Origin of the sequence: Pseudovibrio sp. W64 (assembly GCF_001623145.1) — a bacterium.
Classification (GTDB): Bacteria; Pseudomonadota; Alphaproteobacteria; order Rhizobiales; family Stappiaceae; genus Pseudovibrio.
In genome coordinates, this window is sequence record NZ_LMCI01000008.1 from 176,488 (window position 1) to 202,525 (window position 26,038).

The 26,038-nt window shown below is 52.8% G+C and carries 26 protein-coding genes; 13 read left to right on the plus strand and 13 right to left on the minus strand.

Annotation, left to right across the window (positions count from 1 at the left end):
- The first annotated feature begins 3 nt into the window (after positions 1-3).
- Positions 4-303, plus strand: a complete 300-nt coding sequence (locus PsW64_RS05170; protein ID WP_057461359.1) for a cytochrome o ubiquinol oxidase subunit IV — start codon at positions 4-6, stop codon at positions 301-303.
- Here the strand turns inward: PsW64_RS05170 and PsW64_RS05175 are convergent.
- Both PsW64_RS05175 and PsW64_RS05180 read right to left on the minus strand, forming a co-directional pair.
- Positions 272-1,333 (minus strand): glycosyltransferase family 4 protein, encoded by a 1,062-nt coding sequence (locus PsW64_RS05175; protein WP_063302919.1) that lies wholly within the window; start codon positions 1,331-1,333, stop codon positions 272-274. The genes PsW64_RS05170 and PsW64_RS05175 overlap by 32 nt on opposite strands.
- Positions 1,334-1,351: 18 nt before the next feature.
- Entirely contained in the window at positions 1,352-2,497 is a 1,146-nt protein-coding gene (locus PsW64_RS05180) for an NAD-dependent epimerase/dehydratase family protein (protein ID WP_063302920.1), read from the minus strand.
- A gap of 567 nt (positions 2,498-3,064) precedes the next feature.
- Here PsW64_RS05180 and PsW64_RS05185 point away from each other — a divergent pair.
- From PsW64_RS05185 to PsW64_RS05205, 5 genes are all read left to right on the plus strand, one after another.
- Positions 3,065-4,054: a TRAP transporter substrate-binding protein gene (locus PsW64_RS05185; protein ID WP_063287577.1), complete on the plus strand. Its 990-nt coding sequence runs from the start codon at positions 3,065-3,067 to the stop codon at positions 4,052-4,054.
- Positions 4,055-4,176: 122 nt separating this feature from the next.
- On the plus strand, positions 4,177-4,740 hold the full coding sequence (locus tag PsW64_RS05190; protein ID WP_208980584.1) for a TRAP transporter small permease: 564 nt from the start codon (positions 4,177-4,179) through the stop codon (positions 4,738-4,740).
- A 9-nt stretch (positions 4,741-4,749) separates the two neighbouring features.
- The gene (locus PsW64_RS05195) at positions 4,750-6,021 is read left to right on the plus strand and encodes a TRAP transporter large permease (RefSeq protein ID WP_063287578.1); all 1,272 of its coding nucleotides are present in this window, start codon (positions 4,750-4,752) and stop codon (positions 6,019-6,021) included.
- A 17-nt stretch (positions 6,022-6,038) separates the two neighbouring features.
- Positions 6,039-6,893: an isocitrate lyase/PEP mutase family protein gene (locus PsW64_RS05200; protein ID WP_063302921.1), complete on the plus strand. Its 855-nt coding sequence runs from the start codon at positions 6,039-6,041 to the stop codon at positions 6,891-6,893.
- 283 nt (positions 6,894-7,176) lie between these two features.
- Positions 7,177-7,884: a glycosyltransferase gene (locus PsW64_RS05205; protein ID WP_063303113.1), complete on the plus strand. Its 708-nt coding sequence runs from the start codon at positions 7,177-7,179 to the stop codon at positions 7,882-7,884.
- A gap of 113 nt (positions 7,885-7,997) precedes the next feature.
- Here PsW64_RS05205 and map read toward each other — a convergent pair whose 3' ends face one another.
- The 11 genes from map to fahA form a co-directional block, all read right to left on the minus strand.
- Positions 7,998-8,777, minus strand: a complete 780-nt coding sequence (map, locus tag PsW64_RS05210) for a type I methionyl aminopeptidase (RefSeq protein WP_063302922.1) — start codon at positions 8,775-8,777, stop codon at positions 7,998-8,000.
- The gene (locus PsW64_RS05215; RefSeq protein ID WP_057461352.1) at positions 8,774-8,980 is read right to left on the minus strand and encodes a ParD-like family protein; all 207 of its coding nucleotides are present in this window, start codon (positions 8,978-8,980) and stop codon (positions 8,774-8,776) included. Before PsW64_RS05215 ends, map begins: the two co-directional genes overlap by 4 nt.
- A 103-nt stretch (positions 8,981-9,083) precedes the next feature.
- Positions 9,084-10,334 carry an NAD(P)-binding domain-containing protein gene (locus PsW64_RS05220; RefSeq protein WP_063302923.1) on the minus strand — a complete coding sequence of 417 codons (1,251 nt, stop codon included), beginning with the start codon at positions 10,332-10,334 and terminating at the stop codon, positions 9,084-9,086.
- A gap of 159 nt (positions 10,335-10,493) precedes the next feature.
- Entirely contained in the window at positions 10,494-11,810 is a 1,317-nt protein-coding gene (locus PsW64_RS05225; RefSeq protein ID WP_063302924.1) for a TRAP transporter large permease, read from the minus strand.
- 4 nt (positions 11,811-11,814) lie between these two features.
- Positions 11,815-12,288, minus strand: a complete 474-nt coding sequence (locus PsW64_RS05230) for a TRAP transporter small permease (protein ID WP_057461350.1) — start codon at positions 12,286-12,288, stop codon at positions 11,815-11,817.
- Positions 12,289-12,323: 35 nt separating this feature from the next.
- Complete coding sequence (locus PsW64_RS05235) at positions 12,324-13,373, minus strand: TRAP transporter substrate-binding protein (RefSeq protein WP_063293428.1); 1,050 nt, start codon at positions 13,371-13,373, stop codon at positions 12,324-12,326.
- A gap of 88 nt (positions 13,374-13,461) precedes the next feature.
- Positions 13,462-14,004 (minus strand): VOC family protein, encoded by a 543-nt coding sequence (locus PsW64_RS05240; RefSeq protein ID WP_057461348.1) that lies wholly within the window; start codon positions 14,002-14,004, stop codon positions 13,462-13,464.
- Between the two features lie 19 nt (positions 14,005-14,023).
- Complete coding sequence (locus tag PsW64_RS05245) at positions 14,024-14,245, minus strand: DUF2783 domain-containing protein (protein WP_063302925.1); 222 nt, start codon at positions 14,243-14,245, stop codon at positions 14,024-14,026.
- The gene (locus PsW64_RS05250; RefSeq protein WP_063302926.1) at positions 14,242-15,864 is read right to left on the minus strand and encodes an FAD-dependent oxidoreductase; all 1,623 of its coding nucleotides are present in this window, start codon (positions 15,862-15,864) and stop codon (positions 14,242-14,244) included. Before PsW64_RS05250 ends, PsW64_RS05245 begins: the two co-directional genes overlap by 4 nt.
- Positions 15,865-16,265: 401 nt before the next feature.
- Positions 16,266-17,216 (minus strand): MBL fold metallo-hydrolase, encoded by a 951-nt coding sequence (locus PsW64_RS05255; protein ID WP_063302927.1) that lies wholly within the window; start codon positions 17,214-17,216, stop codon positions 16,266-16,268.
- Positions 17,217-17,231: 15 nt separating this feature from the next.
- Entirely contained in the window at positions 17,232-18,500 is a 1,269-nt protein-coding gene (gene fahA, locus PsW64_RS05260; protein ID WP_063302928.1) for a fumarylacetoacetase, read from the minus strand.
- A 307-nt stretch (positions 18,501-18,807) separates the two neighbouring features.
- On the opposite strand from fahA, the gene PsW64_RS05265 reads away from it, so the two are divergent.
- From PsW64_RS05265 to PsW64_RS05295, 7 genes are all read left to right on the plus strand, one after another.
- Positions 18,808-19,311, plus strand: a complete 504-nt coding sequence (locus tag PsW64_RS05265) for a MarR family winged helix-turn-helix transcriptional regulator (protein ID WP_063302929.1) — start codon at positions 18,808-18,810, stop codon at positions 19,309-19,311.
- Positions 19,312-19,399: 88 nt separating this feature from the next.
- Positions 19,400-20,035, plus strand: coding sequence for a maleylacetoacetate isomerase (gene maiA, locus PsW64_RS05270; RefSeq protein WP_063302930.1), 636 nt, complete (start codon positions 19,400-19,402; stop codon positions 20,033-20,035).
- A 413-nt stretch (positions 20,036-20,448) separates the two neighbouring features.
- Entirely contained in the window at positions 20,449-22,026 is a 1,578-nt protein-coding gene (locus tag PsW64_RS05275) for an ABC transporter substrate-binding protein (RefSeq protein WP_063302931.1), read from the plus strand.
- Positions 22,027-22,212: 186 nt separating this feature from the next.
- Entirely contained in the window at positions 22,213-23,154 is a 942-nt protein-coding gene (locus tag PsW64_RS05280) for an ABC transporter permease (protein WP_063287592.1), read from the plus strand.
- Complete coding sequence (locus tag PsW64_RS05285) at positions 23,151-24,026, plus strand: ABC transporter permease (RefSeq protein ID WP_057461340.1); 876 nt, start codon at positions 23,151-23,153, stop codon at positions 24,024-24,026. The genes PsW64_RS05280 and PsW64_RS05285 overlap by 4 nt, the downstream gene beginning before the upstream one ends.
- On the plus strand, positions 24,026-25,021 hold the full coding sequence (locus PsW64_RS05290) for an ABC transporter ATP-binding protein (protein WP_063302932.1): 996 nt from the start codon (positions 24,026-24,028) through the stop codon (positions 25,019-25,021). The genes PsW64_RS05285 and PsW64_RS05290 overlap by 1 nt, the downstream gene beginning before the upstream one ends.
- On the plus strand, positions 25,018-26,019 hold the full coding sequence (locus PsW64_RS05295) for an ABC transporter ATP-binding protein (protein WP_063302933.1): 1,002 nt from the start codon (positions 25,018-25,020) through the stop codon (positions 26,017-26,019). The genes PsW64_RS05290 and PsW64_RS05295 overlap by 4 nt, the downstream gene beginning before the upstream one ends.
- Positions 26,020-26,038: the final 19 nt, after the last annotated feature.

Consider the following 26,038-nt stretch of genomic DNA (forward strand, 5'->3'; position numbering starts at 1 on the left):
AAAATGCACCCGCAATCTCACAGTGCAAAGAGGCTGATCACCGGGTTTATCCTCGCGTTGGCGCTCACACTCATTCCGTTTGCCATTGTCTGGACCATGGTGTTTCCGGTTGAACTGACCTTCGGTATCATCGCTTTATGCGCGCTTGTTCAGGTTGGCGTACATCTGCATTACTTCCTTGGCATTGATAGCAGAACTCCGATTGAAAACGTGCTTGCCATGAGTTTTGCGGGCGTTCTGATCTTCCTGATGGTTGGCGGAACGCTTTGGATTATGTTTGATCTGTATGAGCGGATGATGTGAGGATATCCTTGGCTTTCTGAGGTTGCTCTGTAGAAAAACTGACGAGGTTATTCAGAAAGTCCTGCGTTGCCCGCTCCCAAGAGAATGTTTTGGCATGAGCGATGCAATCCTCTGGTTTCATTGGTAAAGCACGCTGGATTGCAACTGCGAGATCCTCATCCATTGCCCCAACTGGGGCATCGCCAATGATGTCTTTGGGGCCTGTCACCGGATAGGCTGCGACGGGGATACCACAGGCCATCGCCTCCAGATTAACGAGGCCGAATGTATCGGTTTTAGATGGAAACACCATCACATCTGCCCCGCAATAAGCCTTGATCAGATCATCTCCGGTTTTTGCCCCAGTAAAGACGGCATCTGGATAACGCTTTGTGAGGGATGCCAGATCCGGCCCATCCCCCACCAGAATCTTCGTTCCCGGCACGTTCAGATCTAAAAACGCCTCCAGGTTCTTCTCGGGCGCAATCCTCCCCACATAGAGCATTATTGGTTTGGGAAGGTCTGCAAACATTTCAGAAGGAACAGGCCGGAACTTCTTCAGCTCAACTCCCCGCCGCCAACGCACGGCACGCTTAATTCCGATACGATTGGCCGTTTCCAACATGGTCTGTGTGGTGACCATGGTGTGGATGGCTTGATTGTGAAAGGTAATCAACCACTTGTAAAACCAAGCCTCAGGCAGACCGGTGCGCATGGAGGCATACTCCGGGAACTTGGAGAGCCATGAACTGGTGAAGTGATGCGCATTGCGGCGGCAGTATTTGCGAGCGGCCCAACCTAACGGCCCTTCGGTCACCACATGCAATGCATCGGGTTTCAGCTCGCGCAGCATGCAGGAAAGCTTGTAATAGGGAAACAGCGCCAACTTGATGTCCGGATAGGTTGGCAGCGGCATTTGGTGAAACTGGTCGGGCGTGATGAGGATAACTTCATGCCCCAGAGCGGATAACTCGCGGCGCGTGATCTCTAAAACACGAACCACCCCGTTGATCTGCGGGTGCCAGGCGTCGGAGACAATGACAATTTTCATCGGCCTATCCCCGTAACGTTACCAGAGGGACAAGCAAGGGATTTTAGTCGTGTCGCAGCGATCTGAGTAGTTTTTCGCAATATCAGTCACTTCCTCAAGCAACCGATCACTCAGCGTGATTGGCTCCAGTCCCATCTCCAGAAATTTATGATTGGCCACCATCAAATCGTTTTCTGCAGCTTCCTTGCGCGGATTTTCCAGATATGCGATTTCCACATTTGCCATTTTGGCGACCATCTCAGCCAGATCACGAACCCGGTGGACCTCTGTCATCTGGTTGAGGATCTTTACACGATCTCCACGTTCTGGTGGATTTTCGACAGCGAGCTGAACACAGCGGACAGTGTCCTGAATATGAATGAAGGCCCGCTTCTGGCCGCCTGTGCCGTGCACGGTCAGCGGATACCCAATTGCGCCTTGCATGAGGAAGCGGTTGAGTACGGTGCCATAGTCACCGTCATAATCAAAACGATTGATGAGCCGCTCGTCCAGTGAGGTTTGCTCGGTCTGTGTGCCCCAGACAATGCCCTGATGCAGGTCGGTTATCCGAAGTCCATAATTCTTGGCGTAGAACTGGAAGAACAGCTGATCCTGCGACTTAGTCATGTGGTAGATGGAACCGGGGTTTGTGGGATAAAGGATCTCCTGCTCGCGCATATCTCCGTTCACATCCAGATGAACCCGCAAGTATCCCTCGGGGATTTCGCAGCCCACCGTGCTGTATCCATAAACCCCCATGGTACCGAGATGCACAAGGTGAGTATCCAGCTCCGCTTCAACGATTGCAGAGAGCACATCATTGGTCGCGTTGAGATTATTTGAAACCGTGTAGCGCCGGTGCCAGGAAGACTTCATGGAGTATGGCGCTGCCCGCTGCTCTGCAAAGTGGATGATTGCATCCGGCTTCTCGTGCTTCAACAACTGCAACAGGCGGTCATAATCTGTGCCAAGCGTTATATTGGCAAAACGAATGGTGTTGCCCGTCAGCTCTTCCCATGTTGCCAACCGCTCACTGATCGGCTCAATGGGAGTGAGAGAGGAAACCTCAAGCTCAACGTCGATCTTACGGTGAGAGAGATTATCGACAATGACGGTATCGTGGCCAAGGCTGGAGAACAACAGACTCGTGGGCCAGCCGCAAAAACCGTCGCCGCCCAGTACCATAACTTTACCCACGAAATCGCCCTTCCCGCCGACTCACCCATGTCTGGATGAGGTAGCATCCGATTGGTACAGACTGATGACCTCGCCTTCTGCGGATGGCGAAAATCCTGCATGATTAGCCCACGTTCTTTCAAGTGGTCACAATGCGCAGTCCAAACACACGCTAGATAAGCACGTGTGCGGGTTGGCTTCATCTCCCTAAAATCAAGGGCAAAGATCGCTCAATATGCAGGCAGCAACGCTGTAACCTGAACTGTGCCGCGTACGTCATGTTTATAACTCGGAAAACTTTCGTTTGAATTTGCGGAAATGTTTTGGGGTCGTCGAAACGTAATTTTGAGAGGAGTTGGTGAGATGTAACCCCTGTGAAGTTTCACGGGAACGTAACGGTCACTGGGAGTTCGCCGAAAGGCATCGCAGACAAGAGGCGCCTTTCTAGCCAGCTGGAATTGAGAGATCTGGACAATATAATTACATTTTCTCAGCAATAATGGCCTGTACTTCCGTAAAAAACACTCTCTAATATACCACATATTTCAAGGGATTTGTTTTGGGAGAGGGACACCTATGAGAGTAAAACTAATTTCGATGCTGGGCGCGGCTGCGCTTTCCTTGTCATGCGCTACCGCAATGGCTGCAGATACAATTCGCGTTACTTTACAGCTGCCTGAAAGCCATAGTCTTGGCCAGAACTGGAATGCCTTCAAGGAAATCATTGAGGAGAAATCGGGTGGAGATCTAAGTCTTCAGCTGTTCCCGTCCGCTCAGCTGTTTAAGGACAAAGAAGTCCCGGAAGCTGTCGGTTCCGGCGCTATTGAAGCTGGTTCAGCGTTTCTTGGTCGTTTTGCTGGCTCCGTTCCTGCCGTTGAGATTGTCAACTTGCCGTTCTTCTTCCGTGATGAAGACCACCTGAGAGCTGCCGCTGCCAATGGCTCGCCGATGCGTGAGATTCTCGACAAAGCCGTACTGGAAGAAACCGGTGCCCGCGTTTTGTGGTGGCAGGCCTATGGCCGTAACATCTACCTCAACAACGGTGATCCGATCAGAACCCCTGAAGATATCAAAGGCGAAAAAGTTCGGACCTACGGCAAAGTCCTTGGCTGGACGGTTGAAGCCCTCGGCGGGGCACCAACTCTGATGTCTGGTTCCAAGCAGTTCCTCGCTTATCAGCAGGGTGCAGTTGATGTGGGCATGACAGGCACTTCTGGCGTAACCAGCCGCAAGCTTTATGAAGTTATGGAGAACATGACACTCTCCTATGATTTCGCCATTGAGTTTGTTGCCGTGATCAACAACGAGTTCTTTGAGAGCCTTTCAGCTGAAAACCAGCAGATCATTCTGGATGCAGCAGCTGTTGTCGAGAAACAGCTGCGTGATCAGGTGTATTCCGGTGAAGATGCTTTGGTTGAAAGCGTCAAGGACAAGATCAACGTGATCCGCTTGAGCGATGAAGAACGCGCCAAATGGGTGGAAGCAACAGCCTCTGTTCAGGACCGTTTTGTGGAAGCGGCTGGCCCAGTTGGTCAGCAAGCCATTGATGCTGCAAAAGGCATGTAAGATTTACGGGCAGGTTTGCCTGCCCAGGTCTTCAACTTGATTTGGAAAGGGAGCCATGCGGCTCCTTTTCTGCCCATCCTGTTTTAGGATCCCCTTTATTTTGAGGGAGCCGACTGCACATAATGATCACTCCAAACAGTGCGTGTCTGCTCTCCGGCAAATCCATTTGGTGCTCAGCCGTGATTAAGCTCATCGATCATATTTCCGAATTCACCGGCAAGTTGGCTGCCTGGGTGTTTTTCGCAATTGGTTTTTTCATCTGTTACGAAGTCGTCTCCCGGTACGTCTTCAACAGCCCGACCGTGTGGGTGGATGAAGTCTCTCGGATCGGTCAGATCTGGGGGGCTTACCTTGCCGCAGCCTTTGCGCTCAAGCACCGCGAAATGATCGTTATTGATGTGGCCTTTCGACGCCCGGATACAGTGCTGCGTAAGGTGGTTGAGACCTTCTCCATTCTGGTGATCCTGATCTTCTGCATAACAGCGGTCTGGTACGGTTATGGTCTCTGGCTCAAGTCCACTTTGCGCGGTCACACCACTGATACTTATCTTGCTCTGCCCAAGTGGTTCACGCATGCCTCAGTCTGGGTTGGCTTTGCTTTACTGGGCCTGCAATCCATGGCCGAGGCTGTAAAGATTTGGCGTGACGGGGTGCCTGCTGATGACACCTTGCAACATGAGATTTAGGGGCTACACATGACTGCGTTTCTCATTCTCGCAGCCCTGCTGCTGCTTCTTGTTCTCCGTGTCCCGGTCGCATTTGCGCTTGGCTCGCTAGGCGTTTTCTTGCTCTGGTATTTCCCGCTGCCACTGAATGCCGTCCCCCAGCGCCTTTATGGCTCTATGGACAGTTTTGAACTGCTGGCAGTGCCCATGTTCCTGCTCATGTCCAACGTGCTGCTGAAAGGTGGGGTTGGCAAAGACTTGTTTGCAGCTGTGCAAAGCTGGGTCGGTCACTGGCCAGGTGGACTTGGTGTCGCAACTATTCTGTCTTGCGGCCTGTTTTCTGCCGTCTCCGGCTCTTCCGTGGCGACCGCAGCAACCATCGCGACGGTGGCGATCCCCGAGATGACCTCGCGCGGATACGAGCGCCCGTTTGTGCTGGGTATGTTGGCCGCTGGTGGAACGCTGGGTATTCTCATTCCGCCGTCTATCCCACTGATTCTTTACGGGATTGTAACAGAGAGCTCGATCCCGAAGCTGTTCCTTGCGGGTATCGGGCCTGGCCTGTTTCTTGCCAGTGTGTTCATCATCTATGGCATGCTCTATTCGCGCTTTAACAGCAATTACGAACGCATTGAGAAAGCGAGCTGGGCGGAACGCAGACGTGCGACCTTCATGGCTCTGCCGACCGTGCTGCTGGCTGGATCTATCATCGGGTCCATCTACATGGGCATCGCCACACCTTCGGAGAGTGCTGGCATTGGCTTTGTCATGGCGCTTCTCATCACATTCGTCATGGGGCGGATGAACTGGGAGAAGATGAAGGAAGCCACCTATAAATCCATGAAGACCACCACCATGGTGTTCCTTATCATTGCGGGGGCAAAGGTCTTCTCCTACGCCATCACTCTTTATCGTTTGCCGCAGGATATCTCCACACTGCTCACCACCAACATCTCTGAGCCGGGCCTGTTCATTCTCGCCGTTGGTCTGGTGTTGCTGATCGTTGGCTTCTTTCTGGAATCTCTCAGCATGTTGCTGATCATGGTGCCAGTCCTGTTTCCTGCGCTAGTGGGAATGTCCATTGATCCGATCTGGTTTGGCATCTTTTTCGTGGTGCTCATTGAGACTGCGCTAATTACACCACCCGTGGGAATGAACCTCTTTATTATTCAAGCTGTTGGCGGGGCGAAATTGTCAGAGGTCGCCAAAGGTGCGTGGCCGTTTGCACTCATGATGCTGGCAACAGCCGCCCTGCTTTACTTTTGGCAAGGGCTTGCCCTGTATATCCCTTACAACACATAGAAGATGGGCACATAAAAATGTCAAAAGCTCAGGTGCTTAAAGATCTGTTCGAAAGCGGCAAACTGAATGTAACACCTTGTTGCTGGGATGCCCTCTCCGCTCGGCTGATTGAGCAAGCCGGTTTCCCCCTCGCCTTCATGAGTGGGTTTGGTGTTTCCGCAGCTCGTCTCGGGCAACCGGATGCGGGCCTTATCTCCTATGCTGAAATGGTTGATCAGGCCCGTAACATTGCCGGTGCGACCAACATTCCCGTGATTGGGGATGGTGATACGGGTTATGGAAACGCTCTCAACGTCAAACGCACAGTCAAGGGCTATGCCAATGCCGGTATGGCCTGTGTGATGATTGAAGATCAGTTGGCGCCCAAACGCTGCGGTCACACGAAAGGCAAACACGTGGTGGATCGTGAGGAAGCCTTCATGCGCATTCGGGCGGCTGTAGATGCGAAGAACGAAGGCGCAGAAATCTTGGTGCTTGCCCGCACAGATGCCCGCGCTGAGCATGGATTAGATGAAGCCATAGAGCGCGCCAAAACCTTCCGCGAAATTGGTGCTGACATGACCTTTGTGGAGGCGCCGCGGACCGTTGAAGAAATGAAACGCTACTGTGATGAAGTTGAAGGTCCTAAAATGGCAAACATGCTGGAGGGCGGACTAACACCATTCCTTCAACCAGTTGAGCTTCAGGAGCTTGGTTTCGCCATCTCAACCTACCCGCTCACCGGCCTGATGAGCATGATCAAAGCGCAGCAGGAAGCCTTGGATAAGATGAAACAAGGCATCTTCCCTAACCCTGCCATGACCTTTGAAGACCTGCAAAAGGCTGTCGGCTTTGATGCGTATTATGAGGCAGAAGAGCGATATCGGCATTGAGTTGTATTGCGCTATTCTATGCCAAATCTTAAATTAACACCCTGCGCATTGCATAAGACGAGCTTATAGTGGCTCGAATGGCCTGCTACTTTAGGGAGATTTCTTAACCACATAAAGCTTCTAGCAAAGTCTAGAATTATTCAAATAATTCATGGCATTAATACAAGTCACACAACAAATACATACAACAAGATCTGACAGATTTATTAATCTGCATTTTTTCTTACTAATTGCACCATCAATTCTATCGGGTTCTTTACTCAGTTCAATGGTGGTTCGCAAAATGTCAGAGAGTGTTCGAATATTCATCGGTTATGATTCCAATGAAACGATTGCCTATCATGTGCTTGTTCAAAGCATAATAGAGAACTCGTCGCTTCCACTTTCCATCACGCCCATTGCTCTGAATAACGTACGCAGTATCTTCAAGCGTGAGAAGCATCCTCTTCAATCCACCGAGTTCTCATTCAGCCGCTTTCTGGCGCCGTATTTGTCCAATTATGAAGGCTGGTCGATCTTTATGGATTGCGACATGATCGTGCGAAAAGATATCGCAGAGCTTTGGAATATGCGTGATGACGACTACGCAGTGATGTGTTGCAAGCATGATTACACGCCAGTGAGTGACACGAAGTTCCTCAATAACGTCCAGTCCAAATATGAGAAGAAGAACTGGTCGAGCGTTATGATGTTCAATAATGCCAAGTGCAAAGCGCTGACACCTGAGTATGTGAACACTCGGTCAGGCCTCGAACTGCATCAGTTCAAATGGCTTGGAGATGACAAGCAGATAGGTTCTCTGCCGCTTGTCTGGAACCATCTGGTCGAGGATTATCCATACAACCCAGAGGCTGCCCTTGTTCACTACACCTATGGTGGCCCTTATTTCGAAGAGTATCTGGACTGTGATTACGCCGAGGACTGGCAGCAATACAAACGCAGTACTCTTCATGCAACACAGCGAGCCAAAGCTGAGCCTGAGCTGGCATAGGCTGGCGGTTCACTGATACTCCAAAACGTCCCTTGCAGGTGAACAATGCTTGCAGGGACGTTTCGATTTCTTTTGAGAACTGCCATAGGGGGAAAGAGAGAGCCCAGCTCTTCCTACTCAGGCACCTTCTCCCCATCCCGCAGTGTCAGTACTTCAAAGCCGTCGCTTGTCACCAATACGGTGTGTTCCCATTGGGCTGAGGGTTTGCGGTCGAGGGTTTCTACTGTCCAGCCGTCTTCTTTGGTAACGGTGAGGTCTGTACCTGCATTGACCATGGGCTCGATGGTGAAGGTCATCCCCTCTTTCAGCACAACGCCAGTGCCTCGTTTGCCGAAGTGCATCACGGAAGGGCCTTCGTGCATGTCGCGGCCAATGCCATGGCCGCAGTAATCGCGCACGATTGAGTAGCCGGCCTTTTCTGCCAGTTGTTGGATAGCTGCTCCCACATCGCCCAGTTTTGCGCCGGGGCGGACTTCCTTGATGCCAGCCCACATAGCCTTATAAGTGGTCTTGACCAGCTTTTGTGTTTTACGGGAGGCGCCGGGCATCACAAAGGTGGTGCTGGAATCTGCAATGAAGCCATCCTTCTCCAATGTAATATCTACATTGATGATATCTGAGGTTGTCAGCTTGCGGTTTTGATCAGGTATGCCGTGGCAAACAACTTCGTTGATAGAGGAGTTGAGCGCGAACTTATAGCCATACTGGCCTTTGCTGGCTGGGCGGGCTTGCAGTTGGTTGACGATGTAATCTTCTACCCGGTCATTGATCTCAAGGGTAGAGACACCGGGCTTCACAACGTCTTCCAGCATTTTGAAGACTTGCGCGAGAAGTTTGCCGGACTGGCGCATCAGGGCGATTTCATCGGCGTTTTTGATGATGATCGCGCTCATGTCTCGATCACCTCTGGGGGAGCGACCTTGCAAGCTTTGAGCTGTTGTTGAACCAGTTCTGTGTAACTCAGTGTTGGGTTCAACTCTGCCAACATGCCCATTTTGATCCAGAATTCTGCTTGCGCGTTGATGGAGCGAGACATGACCGTGCTCGCTTTTCTGATTTCCTCATGCAGGTCATCAGAGATTTTTACAATGCCCATGGAAATGGCCCTTTATATGATTTATATACATATCGTATACGAATCGCATAAAGGCAAGTGGTGAGTTGCAATGTTTGCAGCAGATCAGAAAGACCGTTTTGCTCTATTCCTTCAGGTCGTAGGTGAAGGGGTGAAGACGGTAGTTTTGTTGGTACTGGCGTTTATGATCGTTGAGCGTGTTTAAAAAGGTCCTCCAATCTAGGTCAGGCTCTCCGGTCATGTCGCTCAGCTTGGTAAAGCTCTCGAATACGCTGTTGTGGTACTCTTCCAGATTGGCTGGATTCTTTTGCAGGACACAACCACCATTGGCGATTTCCCGTTTGATCTCATCGGAAGGTGGTAGATCCAACTCACCATTTAAGATCTTTGCGCAGTAAATGCTTTGCAGATGAATGTTGGCGAAATGGACTGTAAACCGCGGCAGGCCGAGGAAAATAAGGGTGGGATCTGCAGGGTAGAACATGTTCAGGTAAAGCGGCCCCATGGAGCAACCGCTTAGTTCAATGTCATCCAACGAGCCTTTCAAGAAGGGGAAGTTATAAATGTATCCTGTACACAGGATGATATCATCCACATCGTGCAGGACTTCGCCGTTTTGCAGGTAGACCTTACGACCCTCAATACGCTCTGGCCGTGCATGCTGGCTGATATTGAGCCCCTGCCCGTAAAGTCCGTCGCGGACATAGCATTTGTGTCCATTTGGGGGGAACGTACCGCAGATATACACCTGCTCAGTATGCGGACTCAGATCCAGCGAGATATCCTCTGAAGAGACACAGGCTCCAATCAAGACAACACGTTTGCCGTCATAAAGATTAGGCAGGCGGTACGACTGGGAATGGGTGACAGGTCCTTCAAAACGATCCAATCCATCGATCTCTGGAATGTTGGGGTAACTGTCCTTACCGGTTGCAACAATCACGTGGGTGAAGATCTTTTCCGTGCCTTCAGTGCTCACGCGCCAGCCATCGCCTGCTTTGGCAACGTGCTTGACCGGTGTGTTGAACTCGATGAGCGGCTGGATACCTGCTTCTCTGGCGGTGGCGTCGATGTAATCCAGCACATCCACGCGGCCCGGAAACAATTGTAAGTCTTCCGGCAGCTTGTAATCGCTGATTTGCATGGCGCGTTTGGGCAGGTTGGCCCAAAGCTTGGGGTACATTGCAGAATAGACGCTCTGGCTTTGCGGATCACGCACATCAACGGGTTCGTCTGTGAGAACCTCATAGGCCCACTGTCCACCCAGACAGTTGCGCGCTTCAAATATAGTTGGAATTATGCCGCGACGCTTGAGCTCAATCGCAGCAGTGAGCCCGGTTGGGCCAGCCCCGATAATGGCGATGTTAAGAGCCATGAAACCCTCAGCCTTATTATGGTTGCAGCTACTATGGGCCTTGCAGGTTAATTGCCCGTTCGTGCGTTTGTTAGGATGCGAGATGAGTACGCGGCCCTAAAATGCCAAAAGGGAGAGCTGGTGCCCTCCCTTTTTTCGTTGATCTCAGATCCGGTGTGGTTACATGGCTCCAACGAGCCACAATGAGAACCACGGGAACGCGATCAGCAGCGCGAGGCGTACAAGGTCGGATACCCAGAATGGGAACACGCCCTTGAAGATTGTGGAAAGTTTGACATCCTGTAGGACGTTGCGCAGCACAAAAACATTGAGCCCGACCGGTGGCGAGATCAGACTTATCTCGGTAACTACCACCACAATGACTGCAAACCAGATGAGCACGGCTTCCGGATCGTTCAGCACTTCTGTGCCAAAGTCCAACTCCAGAATGAGCGGATAGAACACCGGTACGGTCAGCAGGATCATGGAGAGGCTCTCCAGCACACAGCCAAGTATGATGTAGATGAGCACGATCCCGAGGATGACCATGTAGGCGTTAACTTCAAGCTCCAGCACCCATTCTGCCAGCGTGTCCGGCAGGCCAGCAAAGTTTACGAAGTTGGAGAACACTTCCGCGCCAATGATGATCATGAAGATCATGGCCGTGGTGCGGGCACTCTCCAGCATGGCTTGGTAGAGATTTCGAATGGTCATGCCACCCATCAGCAGCGCGATCAGGAATGCCGTTCCAGCGCCGATACCAGCAGCCTCGGTGGGCGTGAAGAGCCCGCCATAAATGCCAACCATGATCACAGCAAACAGGCCGAGCACAGCAAAGACACCGAGCTTTTCTTTGCGGGTGAATGGTTCAGCACCTTCAGCTTTGGGTGCGAGAGACGGGTTGATCAAAGTGGCGACATAGATGGCGCCGATGTAAAGCAGAAGCCCCAGAATACCCGGAATGACACCAGCGACGAACAATTTGCCAATGTCGGACTCCGTCAGCAGGCCGTAGATGATCATCACAACAGATGGCGGAATGAGGATCCCAAGCGTACCGCCAGCGGCGATGGAACCAGAGGCCAGGCTGTCTGCATAACCGTACTTGCGCATGGACGGCATGGCCACTTTGGACATGGTGGCCGCTGTCGCCAGAGACGATCCGCAAACAGCTGAGAACCCGCCACAAGCCACAACTGATGCCATAGCAAGGCCTCCGCGCGCGCCGCCCAACAGGCGGTTTGCAGCAGCATAAAGGCCGTGGCTTACACCTGAGATGGTGAGCAGGTTGCCCATGAGGATGAACAGCGGAACAACGGAGAGCGAATAAGACAGGCTGGTTTCAAACCCAACGGAGCTGACAACAGACCATGTGGCAGACCAACCACGCAGCCACGCAAAACCAGCCGCCCCGATAAAGATCATAGCGAAGGCGATTGGCACACGCAGGAAAATGAGGACGAGCAGAGCTGCAAAGCCGACAAGGGATTCGAACATGACTTTAAAAACCTCTGCGGAATGCTTTTTTGAAGAATACGAATGTGTAACCGGCGCTCAGCAGCGCAGAGACAGCAGCGATCCAGGCAAGGGGTGCCAATGGGATGTCCAAAGCATTGGTGACGGCTCCATCTTCCATAAGGCGTTCTGCGTGTGCAGCTAGCCGCCAGGAGAGGATCAGGAGCGTGACAGTGGAAACAGACCAGGCAATGCCCTTCATCAGAGACTGCATGACCGGAGGAACCATGCCGTAGATCATGTCCACTTCAACATGTTCTTTACGAGAGGTTGTCAGCGGCAAAGCTGTAAAAACCAGAGCGCCAAGCATCAGCTGGGTGATCTCAAAAGCACCGCGAACAGGAGCGTTGAACCAGTAACGGCCAACAACATCAACGACTGTAAGGCCAGTCAGACCCGCGAGGAGTAACGCGCAACATATTCCAAGGCCAAGCTCAATGAGGTTAGCGAGGGAGCGCACCCGCGATGCGCCCCCTGAAGAGTTGTTAGACCCGATCACTTTTCTACGCCTGTAGATTTACGGAATTTTTTGAGAGCAGCAGTGCCGTCAAAGCCATCTTCTGCAACAGCCTTTGCCCATTCGGTCTCATAGGCAGCAGCTTTTTCCTTGATGGCCGCAACCATTTCAGGAGATGCATCATAAATTTCGATGCCAGCTTTGTTGATACGCTCGATTGCTTTCTCATCCGCACCGTTCCATGCCTTGCCAACACGCTCAGCAAAAGCATCGCCGGAGATTGCCATGATGGCAGCCTGATCTTCAGCAGAAATACCGTCCCACTTGCCTTCGTTCATCACGAGGAACCATGTGGTGTTGTAGATGCCGCCTGGAACGCGCATGGAGTATTTGACGTGGTCCAGCAGTTTGAACGCGGTCAACGCTTCATAGGTGAAGGTCACACCGTCGATGATGCCGCGAGACAGGGTCTCGTAGACTTCGCCAGATGGCATAAACAGCGGCGACGCGCCAAGGTCGCTTGCCAGATCAGCAATGTAACCGCCCGGAACACGAATCTTCAGGCCTTCGATGTCTGCTGGAGTGTTCAGCTTGCGCACGTTGTTATGGAACACGCCCGGACCGTGAACAAAGAGGCCAAGAACCTTGGTACCTTTGTGCTCTGCCTGTGCATCCAGATCGTTTGCGTAAACATCCCAAAATGCTTTTGAGCCGGAAACAGCGTCATCTCCAAGGAAGGAGAACTGGCCGATGCGGGAGCGCTGGAAACGGTTGTCCTTGGTGAAGGAATGCAGACCGTAGGTGATGTCGACAACACCATCTGCCGCCATGTCAAAGTGCGCAGGTGGAGCGCCAGCAGATTTCGCCAGAACGCGCACAGAGACGCGGCCATCGGTAACCTTCTTAACTTCCTTTGCCCAGGGCTTGATTGCGTTGACCACAATCGGGTGGCGTGGTGGCAGCCAGCTGGAAAGAACCAGCTTGGTTTCTGCGTAAGCAGCGGTTGCAAATGCAGTTGGCGCCAACATGGCAGCTGTTGCCATGCCAAGCAGCGTGCGGCGAGCAACTTTCGTCTTCAAGAATTCCATGGCTCCCTCCCTAAAGATACCAATAAAATCATTTTGTTGGGTGAAGAACGGGAACCTCCCAGTCCCCATTCTTCAGGCAGTCCTAATCCTAGGCTTTGCCGAGTTCTTTTGCGTGCAGCCAGTCAGCGTGTTTTGGCGCTTTCTTGGTGCGGCTCCACTCTTCCAGCATGTCCCACTTCACAGCATCGAGACGCTTGAGCTTCTCTTCTTCTGCCGGATCCGGACACGCCAGCTCGACGCGGTGTCCGTTTGGATCGAAGAAGTAAATGGAGTGGAAGATGGAGTGATCTGTCACGCCCAGCACATCAATGCCGTTGCCTTCAAGGTGCTCTTTAAACTCGATCAGAGTTTCACGGTCCTTCACTTTGAAGGCAATGTGCTGCACCCAGATTGGTGTGTTCTCGTCACGGCCCATTTCCGGCTTGGTTGGCAGTTCAAAGAACGCCAGCACGTTGCCGTTGCCTGCATCAAGGAACAGATGCATGTACGGATCAGGCTCGTGTGTGGAAGGAACCTTGTCCTCTGCAATGGCCAGTACGAAGTCCATGTTGAGGTTTTTGGTGTACCACTCAACGGTCTCTTTTGCGTCTTTACAACGGTAGGCAACGTGGTGAATTTGCTCAATTTTCATAAGACTCTAACCGAGGCGACTAAGCCTCGCCTCCTCCCTGTATTCTGGCCTGTGTTTTGGAAGCCAGGTCCATTGCTTCACGAAGAACACTTGCATCCCCGATGTGGTTGGCAAGAATGAGAACCAGCTTGGCGTTGAGCGCTTCGCTTTCCTCTTCAGAACGTCCTTCATGCAGAACCAGAAGATCGTGATAAAACTCGTCCGGTTTGGCGATGTTTGCTTTTGTACTCAGATGGCTCATTGTGCGGCCTCCTGCTCAAAAATGCCGATAGCGCGGTTCAGGGCCTGTGCGACGTTGGCACCGTCATAGGTCTCCCAACGGGCAGCAACGTGCTGGTCCGGGCGCATCAGATAAACAGCGGAAGACTTGTCTCCCAGATAACGATCCTTGATCTCGTCGGTCGCGTTCACGCGCAGGGCAGAGATGGTCACGCCGCCAACATCGATAGTGTCCGGCACATCCGTGTTGATTGCCAGCAACTGAAATTTGTTGCCCATCTGATCCAGCAACCAGCCATTCGCCGTTGGTGCATCTGCTGCCGGAGAGCCCGGACGGGAGCGCACTGGCATGCCAGCACAATCATCACTGTTCAGAGAAGACCCGTCATAAGTGGCCGGAACGGACAGGCGACCGGAGTTGACCAGCGGGCGGGCAAACTCGGCAGCCTCGGAAAGGTCCAGCACAGCATTGCGGAACACACGGCTGATCGCAGATTTCGGCGTGATGAAGTCAGTGGAGCGCGAAGAGTTCAAAATGTTCTCTTCAGCAGCAAAAACACGCTCTTCATCGTATGTGTCCAGCAGGCTCATTGGTGCCGTACCGTCCATCACCAGCTTCAGCTTCCAGATCAGGTTGTCTGTGTCCTGCAGGCCGGAGTTCGCACCACGGGCACCAAACGGAGACACCTGATGAGCACTGTCACCAGCAAAGATCACTCGGCCTTTGCGGAACTGTTCCATGCGGCGGCATTGGAAGGTGTAGATGGAAACCCACTCAAGCTCGAAGTTCACATCCTCGCCCAGCATGGCTTTCAGGCGTGGAATGACGTTTTCCGGCTTCTTCTCTTCTTCCTTGTCGACATCCCAGCCAAGTTGGAGATCGATGCGCCACACATTGTCTGGCTGCTTGTGAAGAAGAGCGGACTGACCACGGTTGAAAGGCGGATCGAACCAGAACCAGCGCTCTGTCGGGAAGTTCGCTTCCATAACCACGTCAGCAATCAGGAAGTTGTCTTCAAAGATGCGGCCTACGAAATCCATACCCATCATGGCACGGATTGGAGAGGCAGCCCCGTCACAGGCGATCACCCAGTCGGTTTCGACGGAATAGTTGCCTTCCGGTGTTTCCAGCTCAACAGTTGCAAAGTCACTGCCCTGATCAACGGAGACAACCTTGTTGTTGCCGCGGATCTCGATAGGCTTGCCTTGGGCCTGAAGTTCTTTAACCCGGTCAACCAGATACTCTTCAAAGTAATACTGTTGCAAGTTGATGAAAGCCGGACGCTTGTGACCGTCTTCCGGCAACAGGTCAAACTGGTAGACCTGACGCTCGTCAAAGAAGACCTTGCCCACATTCCACTGAACGCCTTTGTCGACAAACTGGTCACCGCATCCGATGCGATCGAGGATTTCCAGCGGGCGCTTTGCATAACAAACCGCGCGGGAGCCCCAGCTCACCTTGTCGTTGTCATCAACAACAACAACTTCAACATCCTGCATAGCCAGTTCAATTGCTGCAGCCAGACCAATCGGGCCTGCTCCCACCACAACAACCTTATGGCGCACTGCCTTTCCCGCATCCTGATCCGGCGACCGGACATATGGATAAAGCGGAACTTCGAAAATCTTTTTTTTCGTCATACGCTGCCTCCCAGCAAGTGTGATGCCTCAGCCAGCATCCGGCAAAACATCAATCAACTTTGGAGAGCCGGCTGGAACTTGGGGTCCATCCGGCGCCCTGACGCATATGGGGTGGCTTTCGCCTGCGGTATTGAAGGTGGAAGGGGCCAGCAAAATTGGTGTTCAGGATAAACGCTACCAAAATGCTGAGAGAGACAAGAACTCAAGGTGTTGCCTTGAGCCAGTATTTTCTATTTCTTGGATGCATTCGCTCTGTTGCGAGTGACCCAAATTCTGTAGTTTCCTGTCGTCTCTCTTTAGGTCTTCCACCTCGAATTTGTTTGAGCTTTGCGGTCTTTATCCCTTGAAGGGGGAAAGGTGGTGAGGAGGATCTTGGACATCCTCACCTCAGCTCATTCATATTAGCCCTGCAATGCTGCCCACATTTCCTGATCGCGTTCGGCGGTCCAGATGCGTGGGGTGTCGATGCCGCGGGCTTCATCAAAAGCGCGTGCGACATTGAATGGCAGACAATGCTCGTAGATTGCGTAGTCAGCGAATTTTGGATCGCATTCTGCGCGCACAGCATCCCATGCTTCTTTCAAAGAGCCACCACGAACGGCAACGCGGGCTGCTGGCTTGTAGGTGCTTTCAACAAAGTCGCGGGTGTTCTCAATCGCTTTATTGACCATTTCCTTGCCTACAAGCGCATCACCGCGACCCGGTGCAATTGCGTCTGGATTGTAGGCTTTGATTGCGTCGAGCGTGTTGCCCCAATCTTTGAAGTGACCGTCGCCGCAATAACAAGCGGAGTGGTACTCAACAATGTCACCGGTGAACATCACGCCTTCATCCGGAACCCATGCAACGATGTCGCCAGCGGTGTGGGCACGGCCCAGATGCATCAGCTCAACCTTGCGGCTGCCCATGTTGATGGTCATCCGGTCTTTGAAGGTCATAGTTGGCCACGTAAGACCCGGAATGGAGTCCGCTGCATCAAACAGGCGTGGGAAGCGACCGAACTCGGAGTCCCAGTCTTCCTGACCGCGCTCATAGATCATGCCATCACACTTTTCAGAGGCAATGATTTCTGAAGCGCCGTAACCGGAAGCACCCAGCACGCGCACTGCGTGGTAGTGAGACAGGGTTACGTATTTGATCGGCTTGTCAGTGACTTCGCGGATTTTATCTACCACGAGCTGAGCCATGACAGGGGTTGCCTGCGCATCAACCACCATGACGCTGTCATCACCAATGATAACGCCGGTGTTTGGATCACCTTCAGCGGTGAACGCATACAGATCGCGTCCAACTTCGGTGAAGGAGATCTTTTTGGCTTCCATGTCGCCACTGGATGCAAATGCTTTAGCCATCGTCACTATCCTAAATTATGCTTTGAAATCTGGAGCTGGCAGAATTTTGCCGGTACATTCGCCGAAGCCGATGCGGAAGCCATCGCCCTGTGCCCAGCCTGTCAGCGTCAGGGTGTCACCATCCTCGATGAACGTGCGGCTTTCACCGCTGTCCAGAGTGATCGGCTCTTTGCCACCCCATGTGAGTTCCATCAGGGAACCAAACTCAGCCTTGTCCGCACCGGAAATGGTGCCGGAGCCGAGCAGGTCGCCCGTGTTCATTTTACAGCCGCCAATGGCGTGGTGGGTCAGCTGCTGTGCCGCAGAGTAGTACATGCGGTTGTAATTGGTGTGGCAGAGCAAAGTCGCTTTGTCAGCGCCTTCTGGCTGCATGTAGGCCTGCAGCTCAATGTCGTAGATCATCGGACCCGGCTCATTGAGATAAGGCAGAAGTTCTTTCTCACGCTCTGGTGTGCTGGTGCGGAAGGATTCCAGTGCTGCCTTCGTCACAACCCACGGGCTGATGGAGGTCGCAAATGCTTTCGCCTGAAACGGACCAAGCGGCTGATATTCCCAGCCTTGAATGTCGCGTGCGGACCAGTCGTTGAGCAGCACATAACCGAAGATCATATCATCGGCTTCCTGCACGGTGATCGGCTGACCCATAGTGCTTGGCGTACCAACAACCGCACCCATTTCCAGCTCGATGTCGAGGCGTGCACAGGCTTTGAAAGAAGGCACCTGAGCCGTTGGCGCTTTAGTTTGACCCAGAGGGCGCTTGATATCTGTACCGGATACAATGACCGTTGAGGCGCGGCCATTGTATCCGATTGGGATATGCAACCAGTTTGGTGGTAGTGCATTCTCAGCGCCGCGAAGAATAGTGCCAATGTTCATGGCATGCTGCTTGCCGGCGTAAAAGTCGGTGTATTCAGAAACTGCAAAAGGCAGGTACATCTGCGCAGCGCTCATTGGCACCAGCGCTTTTGCTTTCAGCGTATCGTTGCCGGAAAGCGCGTCATTGCCGCCTTTCGCAAACAGCGATGTCAGCTGCTCGCGAACGCTGTCCCAGGATGTTTTGCCAAGGCCCATGAAGGCATTCAGAGTTGGCTTATCGAAAACTGTAGTGGCGGCGCCCGCTTTGAGAAGGCCGGCAGATTCCAGCACAGCCATGTCAACAACCATGTCACCGATCGCAACACCACAACGTGGCTCTTCACCGTTTTTGGCAAACACGCCGTAGGGAAGATTTTGGATTGGGAAATGGCAGTGCGGTGCGTTCGCACTCTCGATCCAACTCGTCATAACACATCCTTGGCAATTGAAGATCACCTGCTGGTCCTCCCAGACTCAGGCAATCTGTAATTTATCTAATCTCAGAATAGTTTCACTTGTAACTTTGTCAATAACATTTTCCGCCAAAACAAATTCCCTAAGCGTAAGAAAGCGGGCTAAAATGCTGCAAAATGGCTAAAAATAGCTGATTATTCTACTTTTGGATATATATCAGAGGCACTGATCATGCCCTTGACATATAGTTGCAATTGATACTATCAGGATGATTGTGCAAGTATGAGTGTGCAATAGTTTCATTTTAAACCAACGAGACGTGATGATGGTGACTGCGAACAACACGATGGACAAGGAAGACTTCCAGCTTGGGTCGTTCTTTCCCTATAAGGTCCGTGTTTTTGGCACTGCCGTTAGTACTGCTGTCTCAAGTGTTTACCGGGAACGGTACGGCCTCAGCGTCTCCGAATGGCGCACCATGGCAATTCTGGGTCGCAATCAAGCGCTGTCCGCCTCTGAGATTGTTGAACGCTCCAGTATGGACAAGGTGAATGTCAGTCGCGCTGTGCAGGCTCTCCGCAAAAAGGAGTTCCTGCGCCGCGATATTGACGGAGAGGACCGCCGTAAATCCGTCCTGCGTCTGACCGAAAAAGGTCTTGCCGTGTTCAACGATGTCATTCCGTTGGTCCGGGATGTGGAAGCAGCACTGACTGGGAACCTTTCCGCTGAAGAACAGGCCGTTCTGCTGTCTTTGATGGAAAAAGTTCAGAAAAATGCAGAGGGGCTTATTGGGGAAATGAGTGCCGAGGCTGCCGACCGGACCTAAAGCGTATCCCCCAAAAATTGGGAACAGATCCTCGGAGAAGGATACGCGTAAGATCATGAATTGAGCTCTGGGAGGGGGCGCCAATACGATGAGCAACATAAAATTATATGATTACTGGCGTTCTTCCGCGAGCTACCGGGTCCGCATCGCACTGAACCTGAAAGGGCTCTCCTACGATATGGTCACGGTCAATCTGCTCAAAGGCGAGCAGAAGGCCGATGAAAACCTGAGCCGCAATCCGCAAGGCTTTGTGCCGTCGCTGGATCTGGACGGCGATATGCTGACCCAGTCGCTCGCCATCATCGAATATCTGGATGAGCTGCACCCAGCCCCTGCCCTGTTGCCATCCACCGCCCGCGAACGGGCCCGCGTCCGCGCGCTGTCTCATGCAATCGCGATGGACATTCACCCGGTTTGTAATCTGGGTGTGGTGCAGCGCATTGTAGAGCTCGCTGGCGGAGACGATCAGGTCAAAATTGACTGGATGCGTGAGTTCATCGCCAAAGGCCTCGATGCTTTTGAGCAGATGCTGGCAGATGGGCAGAGCGGTAAGTTCTGTCATGGGGATCAGGTGGGACTGGCTGATATCTGCCTTGTGCCGCAGGTTTACAATGCGGATCGCTGGGGCGTGGACCGCTCTCACCTCACACGCATCAGTGCTATTTTCGAGCAAACAGAGCAGATTGAAGCCTTTCAAAAGGCTGCACCAAAACAGGTTGCGTGAGGGGAAATATCCCTCAGTTCAATGAATGAGCTTCATTTTTAACGCGGTGTTGGAAAAATATTCCTGCGCCGCGTTTTCGCGTTTTAAGAGCATCATTCCAGAATACATCAATAGTTTGGCTCCGAGATTGTTAGAATACCTCCAAGCTTCCTAGGAGGAATGGGCGCAAGTTTCTCTCAGTGAAACTGTAATTTTAGCAATATTTCACTTCTAAACTATCTCCCCGAATAGATTTGTTGTCATGAAAATTCTTCTTTACTGAGTTTTGCCTCTTGCCAATAGAGATATATCAGAGATAAAACTGATATATCACCGGTGGCTAATGGAATTTTTGGGAGAGGCCACCACCTGCACGCCACCATGCATCATAAAATAATAAGCAGGTCCGGCGTGTATCAATTGAGGGGACTATCATGAAGACTTTGTTGATTGCCGCGCTTGCAGGCGTGTCGATGCTCGCCATCAATTCGGCTCAGGCCGTGGAACGTGGTGGCACGCTCACCTTTGCCCGCTATGATGATTCCAATCTGGTTGATCCAGTCTATGCAGACCGGAACCCGGATATCTGGATGGTCACAAACCTCTATGATACCCTGCTCCGCACCAAGGCAGATGGCAAAACCATCGTTCCAGGCCTTGCTTCCGGTTATGAGGTTTCTGCAGATGGTAAAACCATCTCCATCACCCTGCGCGACGGCATCAAATTTTCCGATGGTTCTGCAATTACACCAGCTGATGTAAAGTTTTCGCTGGAGCGCGCCACCAACCCTGATTTCGGTCCATGGTCCGGTCTTCTGGGCTCTGTTGAAAGCATCACTGAGACCGACAATGGCGTGACGCTCGCCATGAAGAACCCTGACCCGACCATCATCTCAATTCTGGCGACCTTCAACACCGCGATCGTGTCCAAGGCCGCGTTTGAGGCTGCACCAGGAGCCAATGATCAAGAAAAAGCAACGACTCTTTTCGCTCCGGGCACGTCGGTTTCCGGTCCATTCACGCTGAAGGACCGCACACGCGGCAGTACCATGACCTTCTCCGCCAACCCGCATTACTGGCGTCAGGGCGAAGATGGTAAGCCATTGCCGTATCTGGATGAAGTAAGCTTCGTCGTGATTCCGGATGATGCCACACGTATTCTGAAGTTGCAGGCAGGTGAAGTGAACGGTGCTGAATTTGTGCCATTCTCTCGCGTAGCAGAGCTGAAGGCAGATCCTGCAATCAACATGGAGCTGTATCCATCCACCCGTATCATCTACAGCCCGATCAACTCTCGTGAAACCCGGGCAGATGGCTCTCCAAACCCAATGGCGACCAAAGAGGCGCGTCAGGCGCTGAACTATGCCATCAACAAAGACGCGCTGGTTCAGCTGATCACGCACGGCACTGGCAAGTCCATGACATCCCCATTGATGGCATCGACAACTCAGCTGGCACATGATGGCGGTCCGCTTTACCCATATGACGTTGCCAAGGCGAAAGAACTGGCAGCTGCATCAGGTCTTGAAGGGGCTGAAATCACGCTGACCACACTTGCAGGCTCTTCTGATGATGCAACTCTGTTTGCAGCCATCCAGCAGATGTGGGGCGCTATTGGCGTCAACGTGAAAGTGGAGCAGGTTGATAACCCGACCCGCGGTGCGAAGAACCGCTCCGGCGAGTTCGACATTCATACCTATGGCTGGGTGAACGACGTCAATGATCCGGCACAGGTTGCAGGCTGGCTGGGCTATTACCCAACCCGCAAAGCAGTTGGAACTGGCTGGAACAATGCGGAGTTCAACTCCCTGTTTGAGGCCTCCAATACCGAGATCGATCCTGAAAAACGCAGTGAGCAATATAAGCGTATGCAGGAAATCTATGCAGATGCGGCCCCGCTTCTGTTCCTCTATGAAACGCCATTTGCTGTTGCTCTGTCTGCCAACGTGAACGGCTATCTCCAGACACCGTTGGGGAACAATGAGTTCTCCTCGGCGTGGATTGCAAAATAACTCCTCCTCTGAGTGCACCCGGCCTGCATCAACAGGCAAGCCGGGTGTGAAGTAAACGGAGCGGGTGGTCTGATCAGAAAACGGCAGGACCAGACCGTCTGCCCTATGCAATCCGGAAAGCCGAAGCGTCAATCCCATTATCTGTCGCTTCGGCTCTCAATGCTCACGCCCTATTAGGACTCAGGAATGTCGTCACTTTCCTATCTGGTGTCACGGCTGCTGCAGATCATTCCGACCTTTCTTCTTGTGATGGTCGTTATCTTTCTGCTGGTACGTATGCTGCCAGGGGATCCGGCCATCGCCATGGCCGATGCCAAAGCCACCGAAGCTCAGCTGGAACTCATCCGCCAAAAACTCGGGTTAAATGAACCGCTGGTCATGCAGTTCTTCTATTTTGTCAGGAACACTTTGAGTGGAGATATGGGCACATCCATTCTTCTCAAAGCGCCAGTTCTGGAAGTCATCATTGAACGCATTCCAGTCACTGCGTTCCTCACGCTCTATGCCGTTTGTCTTTCCATTCTCATTGCTGGCCCATTGGCCTTTGTCGCCGCGCTGAACAAAAACCGTGGGCTCGACATTGCCATTCGCAGTGGTTTTCAGGTCGGCTTGTCGACCCCTGTGTTTTACATCGGCCTGTTGCTGCTCACGTTCCTTGCAGCGTCCTTGCGATTGTTTCCGGTTGGTGGTTATGGCACGACGTTTTTGCAGCATCTGCACCACTTGATGTTGCCCGCGCTGACGGTTGCGCTTTACACCTCCGCAATCATCATGCGGAATTTGCGGTCTGCCGTGATTGAGGTGCTGGATGCCGACTATGTGCAGTTTGCCCGCTCCAAGGGCTTGTCCCGAAGCGTTATTCTGGGCCGCCATGTCCTGCGCAATGCGCTCATTTCCACCGTTACACTGCTCGGCCTTTCCATCGGCAATCTGATGAGCGGAACGCTGGTGACGGAGACGGTGTTCGCGGTTCCCGGTCTTGGCCGGTTGATGCTGGAGGCGATTTTTGCCCGCGATTATCCGCTGATACAGGGCCTCACCCTCACCTTCGCTGTTATGGTTTCTCTCGTGTTTCTGTTCACCGATATGGTGCAGGCATGGCTTGATCCGAGGTTACGCCTGTCATGACCCAGCTCGATACACTCCAAGCCACCACGCCGCAGAAGAAAAAGCTCCACCCACGGGTCAAAGCTCTGCTCCGCCCAGGGTTCTTGCTGGGCTTCTTCATCCTGTCCTCTTCCATCCTGCTTGCCGTATTCCCATGGGCATTTGCACCGTATGATCCCAACGCCTTTGACTTTAATGCGATCCAGAAGTCACCAAGCTGGGCGCATCCGTTTGGCACGGACAATCTGGGCCGCGACACCCTTTCCCGCGTGATCTGGGCGTATCAGGTTGATATGCAAATTGCGTTTTTTGCCACCTTCTTCGCCATGGTGATTGGTGTTGTGGTTGGCTCGCTGGTTGCTTATCACGGCGGCATTGCCGATGTGCTCTTTGGCCGCTTGGTTGATGTCACCATCACCTTCCCGTTTCTGGTGCTGGTCATTGCTGTTGTTGCGGTTCTGGGACCGGGATTGACCAACATGTACGTGGCGGTGACGCTGGTGCAGTGGGTCTATTATGCCCGCCTCACCCGTGCAGAAATCATGACACAGATGACCAGCGATTATGCCTCTGCCGGACGAGTGATGGGATACTCCTCCACTCGCATCATCTTCCGCCATTTGCTGCCCAATGCCACAACACCTCTCATCACCTACTGGATGACCGATATGGCCCTTGCCATCCTGCTTGGGTCTTCTCTAGGTTATCTCGGCCTTGGCGCACAGCCACCGCAGGCAGAATGGGGCGTGCTGATTGCAGAAGGGCGCAACTTCATCACCACCGCCTGGTGGATGAGCCTGATGCCGGGGATTGCGATTGTTGTGACTGGGCTTGGGTTCTCCTTGGTGGGAGACAGCCTTGCTGATGTTCTCAGACCACGGGGGGCATCATAATGACCAACCAAAACGAGAGCCTGTTACAGGTTCGCGATCTCACCACCACCTTCCACAGCAAAGGCCGCGTTCTGCGCGCTGTTGATGGCATTTCGTTTGATGTACGTGCTGGTGAGGTGCTTGGACTGGTGGGCGAAAGTGGCTCTGGTAAATCCATCAGTTTGCGCTCCATCATCGGCCTTGCTCGCGACTATGGCACGGTGGAAGGCAATGTTTACTGGAAGGGAGAGGATCTGCTCACCCGCACAGACAAGCAATTACAGTCTGTTCGTGGAAGTCAGATTTCCATGATCTTTCAGGAGCCAATGACCTCGCTCAACCCGCTGCTCACCGTGGGCTTGCAGATTGAGGAGAACCTGAAAGCCCACACGGATCTGGATCGCCGTGCCCGCAAGGCTCGCGCCATCGAGCTGCTGGATACTGTTGGTATTCCCAGCGCCTCGTCCCGCCTCAAGGATTTCCCGCACCAGTTCTCCGGCGGCATGCGCCAACGGGTGATGATCGCCATTGCACTGGCTTCCAATCCGGAATTGTTGCTGGCGGATGAACCAACCACCGCACTTGATGTCACCATTCAGGATCAGATCCTACAGCTGCTGTTGTCGCTGGCCAAGAACCTCAATATGGCAATTGTGCTGGTGACCCATGATCTGGGTGTGGTCGCGCAAACTTGTGATCGCGTGGCGGTGATGTACGCTGGTCGCCTGGTAGAAACCGGTTCAGTTCGCGATGTCCTGAAACGACCTCAGCACCCTTACACACTTGGCCTGCTGAAATCGGTACCAGAAAACATGCCACCCCGCACACCGCTGTACTCTGTTCCCGGCACACCACCGGCGCTGGATGCTTTGCCCAAAGGATGTGCCTTCGCGCCGCGCTGCCACAAAGCGGAGGATGTGTGCCTTGGTACCAAACCACCACTCTCCGTGTTGGGAGATGGAATTTCATCTGCCTGCCATTTCACGGCAGACATTCGTGAGGAGGTGCTGGCATGACCAATGAAGCTCCGGTTTTGGAAGTTGAAGACCTTCATTTACACTTTCCGCTCAAAAGAACCCTCTTCGACGCAATTCAACGCAAACAAAAACGCATCGTCAAAGCACTCAACGGGGTGAGCCTTGAAGTAAAACGGGGTGAAACTCTTGGCATTGTTGGCGAATCTGGCTGCGGGAAGTCCACTTTAGCCCGCTGTCTGGCCCGCCTTTATGAGGCAGATGCGGGCAAAATACATTATGACGGGCAAGAGGTTGCAGCCAAGGATGCCGCTGCCTTGCGAGAGTATAACCGCAAGGTCCAGATGATGTTTCAGGACCCGTATTCCTCCCTCAATCCCCGCATGACAGTGCGACAGGTCTTGAGCGAGGCGCTGCGTGTTCACAACATGCGGCCACCTGAGCAAATCAATGATCGCATAGCCGAGTTGTTGGACTTGGTGCGCCTGCCGCAAGATGCTGCGGATAAGCTGCCCTACGAGTTTTCTGGCGGACAACGCCAACGCATTGCTATTGCACGGGCTTTGTCGGTTGAACCAGAGGTGCTGGTTGCGGACGAACTGGTGTCCGCTCTGGATGTATCAGTTCAGGCACAGGTGGTGAACTTGCTGCTGGAACTGCAGGACAAACTGGATCTGACCATCCTGTTTGTGGCGCATGACCTCAGACTTGTCCGCCACGTCTCCCACAGGGTCGCGGTGATTTATTTGGGCACAATTGTTGAGATCGGCGATTCAGAACAGCTCTTCAACGCCCCAAAACACCCCTATTCCAAGGCTCTTCTGGCAGCTGCCCCTTCTCTTGATCCAGACAAACGCCATACTCGCCCGTCAATCTCCGGCGAACTGCCCAGCCCGCTCAACGTGCCAAAGGGCTGCGCGTTCCATGCAAGATGCCCCCATGCCTCAGGGCGATGCCAAAGTGAAACTCCCAGATTGAGGGCATTAGACGAGCTCGGTAAAGTGGCTTGTCATCATGCCGAAGCTCTTCTATCAGCATAAAACCCCATCACACGATCGA

Bases quoted from the DNA above. Each gene is read 5' to 3' on its own strand.
- PsW64_RS05170 (WP_057461359.1), top strand. From the start codon at position 4: ATGCACCCGCAATCTCACAGTGCAAAGAGGCTGATCACCGGGTTTATC.
- PsW64_RS05175 (WP_063302919.1), bottom strand. From the start codon at position 1,333: ATGAAAATTGTCATTGTCTCCGACGCCTGGCACCCGCAGATCAACGGG.
- PsW64_RS05180 (WP_063302920.1), bottom strand. From the start codon at position 2,497: ATGGTACTGGGCGGCGACGGTTTTTGCGGCTGGCCCACGAGTCTGTTG.
- PsW64_RS05185 (WP_063287577.1), top strand. From the start codon at position 3,065: ATGAGAGTAAAACTAATTTCGATGCTGGGCGCGGCTGCGCTTTCCTTG.
- PsW64_RS05190 (WP_208980584.1), top strand. From the start codon at position 4,177: ATGATCACTCCAAACAGTGCGTGTCTGCTCTCCGGCAAATCCATTTGG.
- PsW64_RS05195 (WP_063287578.1), top strand. From the start codon at position 4,750: ATGACTGCGTTTCTCATTCTCGCAGCCCTGCTGCTGCTTCTTGTTCTC.
- PsW64_RS05200 (WP_063302921.1), top strand. From the start codon at position 6,039: ATGTCAAAAGCTCAGGTGCTTAAAGATCTGTTCGAAAGCGGCAAACTG.
- PsW64_RS05205 (WP_063303113.1), top strand. From the start codon at position 7,177: ATGTCAGAGAGTGTTCGAATATTCATCGGTTATGATTCCAATGAAACG.
- map (WP_063302922.1), bottom strand. From the start codon at position 8,777: ATGAGCGCGATCATCATCAAAAACGCCGATGAAATCGCCCTGATGCGC.
- PsW64_RS05215 (WP_057461352.1), bottom strand. From the start codon at position 8,980: ATGGGCATTGTAAAAATCTCTGATGACCTGCATGAGGAAATCAGAAAA.
- PsW64_RS05220 (WP_063302923.1), bottom strand. From the start codon at position 10,334: ATGGCTCTTAACATCGCCATTATCGGGGCTGGCCCAACCGGGCTCACT.
- PsW64_RS05225 (WP_063302924.1), bottom strand. From the start codon at position 11,810: ATGTTCGAATCCCTTGTCGGCTTTGCAGCTCTGCTCGTCCTCATTTTC.
- PsW64_RS05235 (WP_063293428.1), bottom strand. From the start codon at position 13,373: ATGGAATTCTTGAAGACGAAAGTTGCTCGCCGCACGCTGCTTGGCATG.
- PsW64_RS05240 (WP_057461348.1), bottom strand. From the start codon at position 14,004: ATGAAAATTGAGCAAATTCACCACGTTGCCTACCGTTGTAAAGACGCA.
- PsW64_RS05245 (WP_063302925.1), bottom strand. From the start codon at position 14,245: ATGAGCCATCTGAGTACAAAAGCAAACATCGCCAAACCGGACGAGTTT.
- PsW64_RS05250 (WP_063302926.1), bottom strand. From the start codon at position 15,864: ATGACGAAAAAAAAGATTTTCGAAGTTCCGCTTTATCCATATGTCCGG.
- PsW64_RS05255 (WP_063302927.1), bottom strand. From the start codon at position 17,216: ATGGCTAAAGCATTTGCATCCAGTGGCGACATGGAAGCCAAAAAGATC.
- fahA (WP_063302928.1), bottom strand. From the start codon at position 18,500: ATGACGAGTTGGATCGAGAGTGCGAACGCACCGCACTGCCATTTCCCA.
- PsW64_RS05265 (WP_063302929.1), top strand. From the start codon at position 18,808: ATGATGGTGACTGCGAACAACACGATGGACAAGGAAGACTTCCAGCTT.
- maiA (WP_063302930.1), top strand. From the start codon at position 19,400: ATGAGCAACATAAAATTATATGATTACTGGCGTTCTTCCGCGAGCTAC.
- PsW64_RS05275 (WP_063302931.1), top strand. From the start codon at position 20,449: ATGAAGACTTTGTTGATTGCCGCGCTTGCAGGCGTGTCGATGCTCGCC.
- PsW64_RS05280 (WP_063287592.1), top strand. From the start codon at position 22,213: ATGTCGTCACTTTCCTATCTGGTGTCACGGCTGCTGCAGATCATTCCG.
- PsW64_RS05285 (WP_057461340.1), top strand. From the start codon at position 23,151: ATGACCCAGCTCGATACACTCCAAGCCACCACGCCGCAGAAGAAAAAG.
- PsW64_RS05290 (WP_063302932.1), top strand. From the start codon at position 24,026: ATGACCAACCAAAACGAGAGCCTGTTACAGGTTCGCGATCTCACCACC.
- PsW64_RS05295 (WP_063302933.1), top strand. From the start codon at position 25,018: ATGACCAATGAAGCTCCGGTTTTGGAAGTTGAAGACCTTCATTTACAC.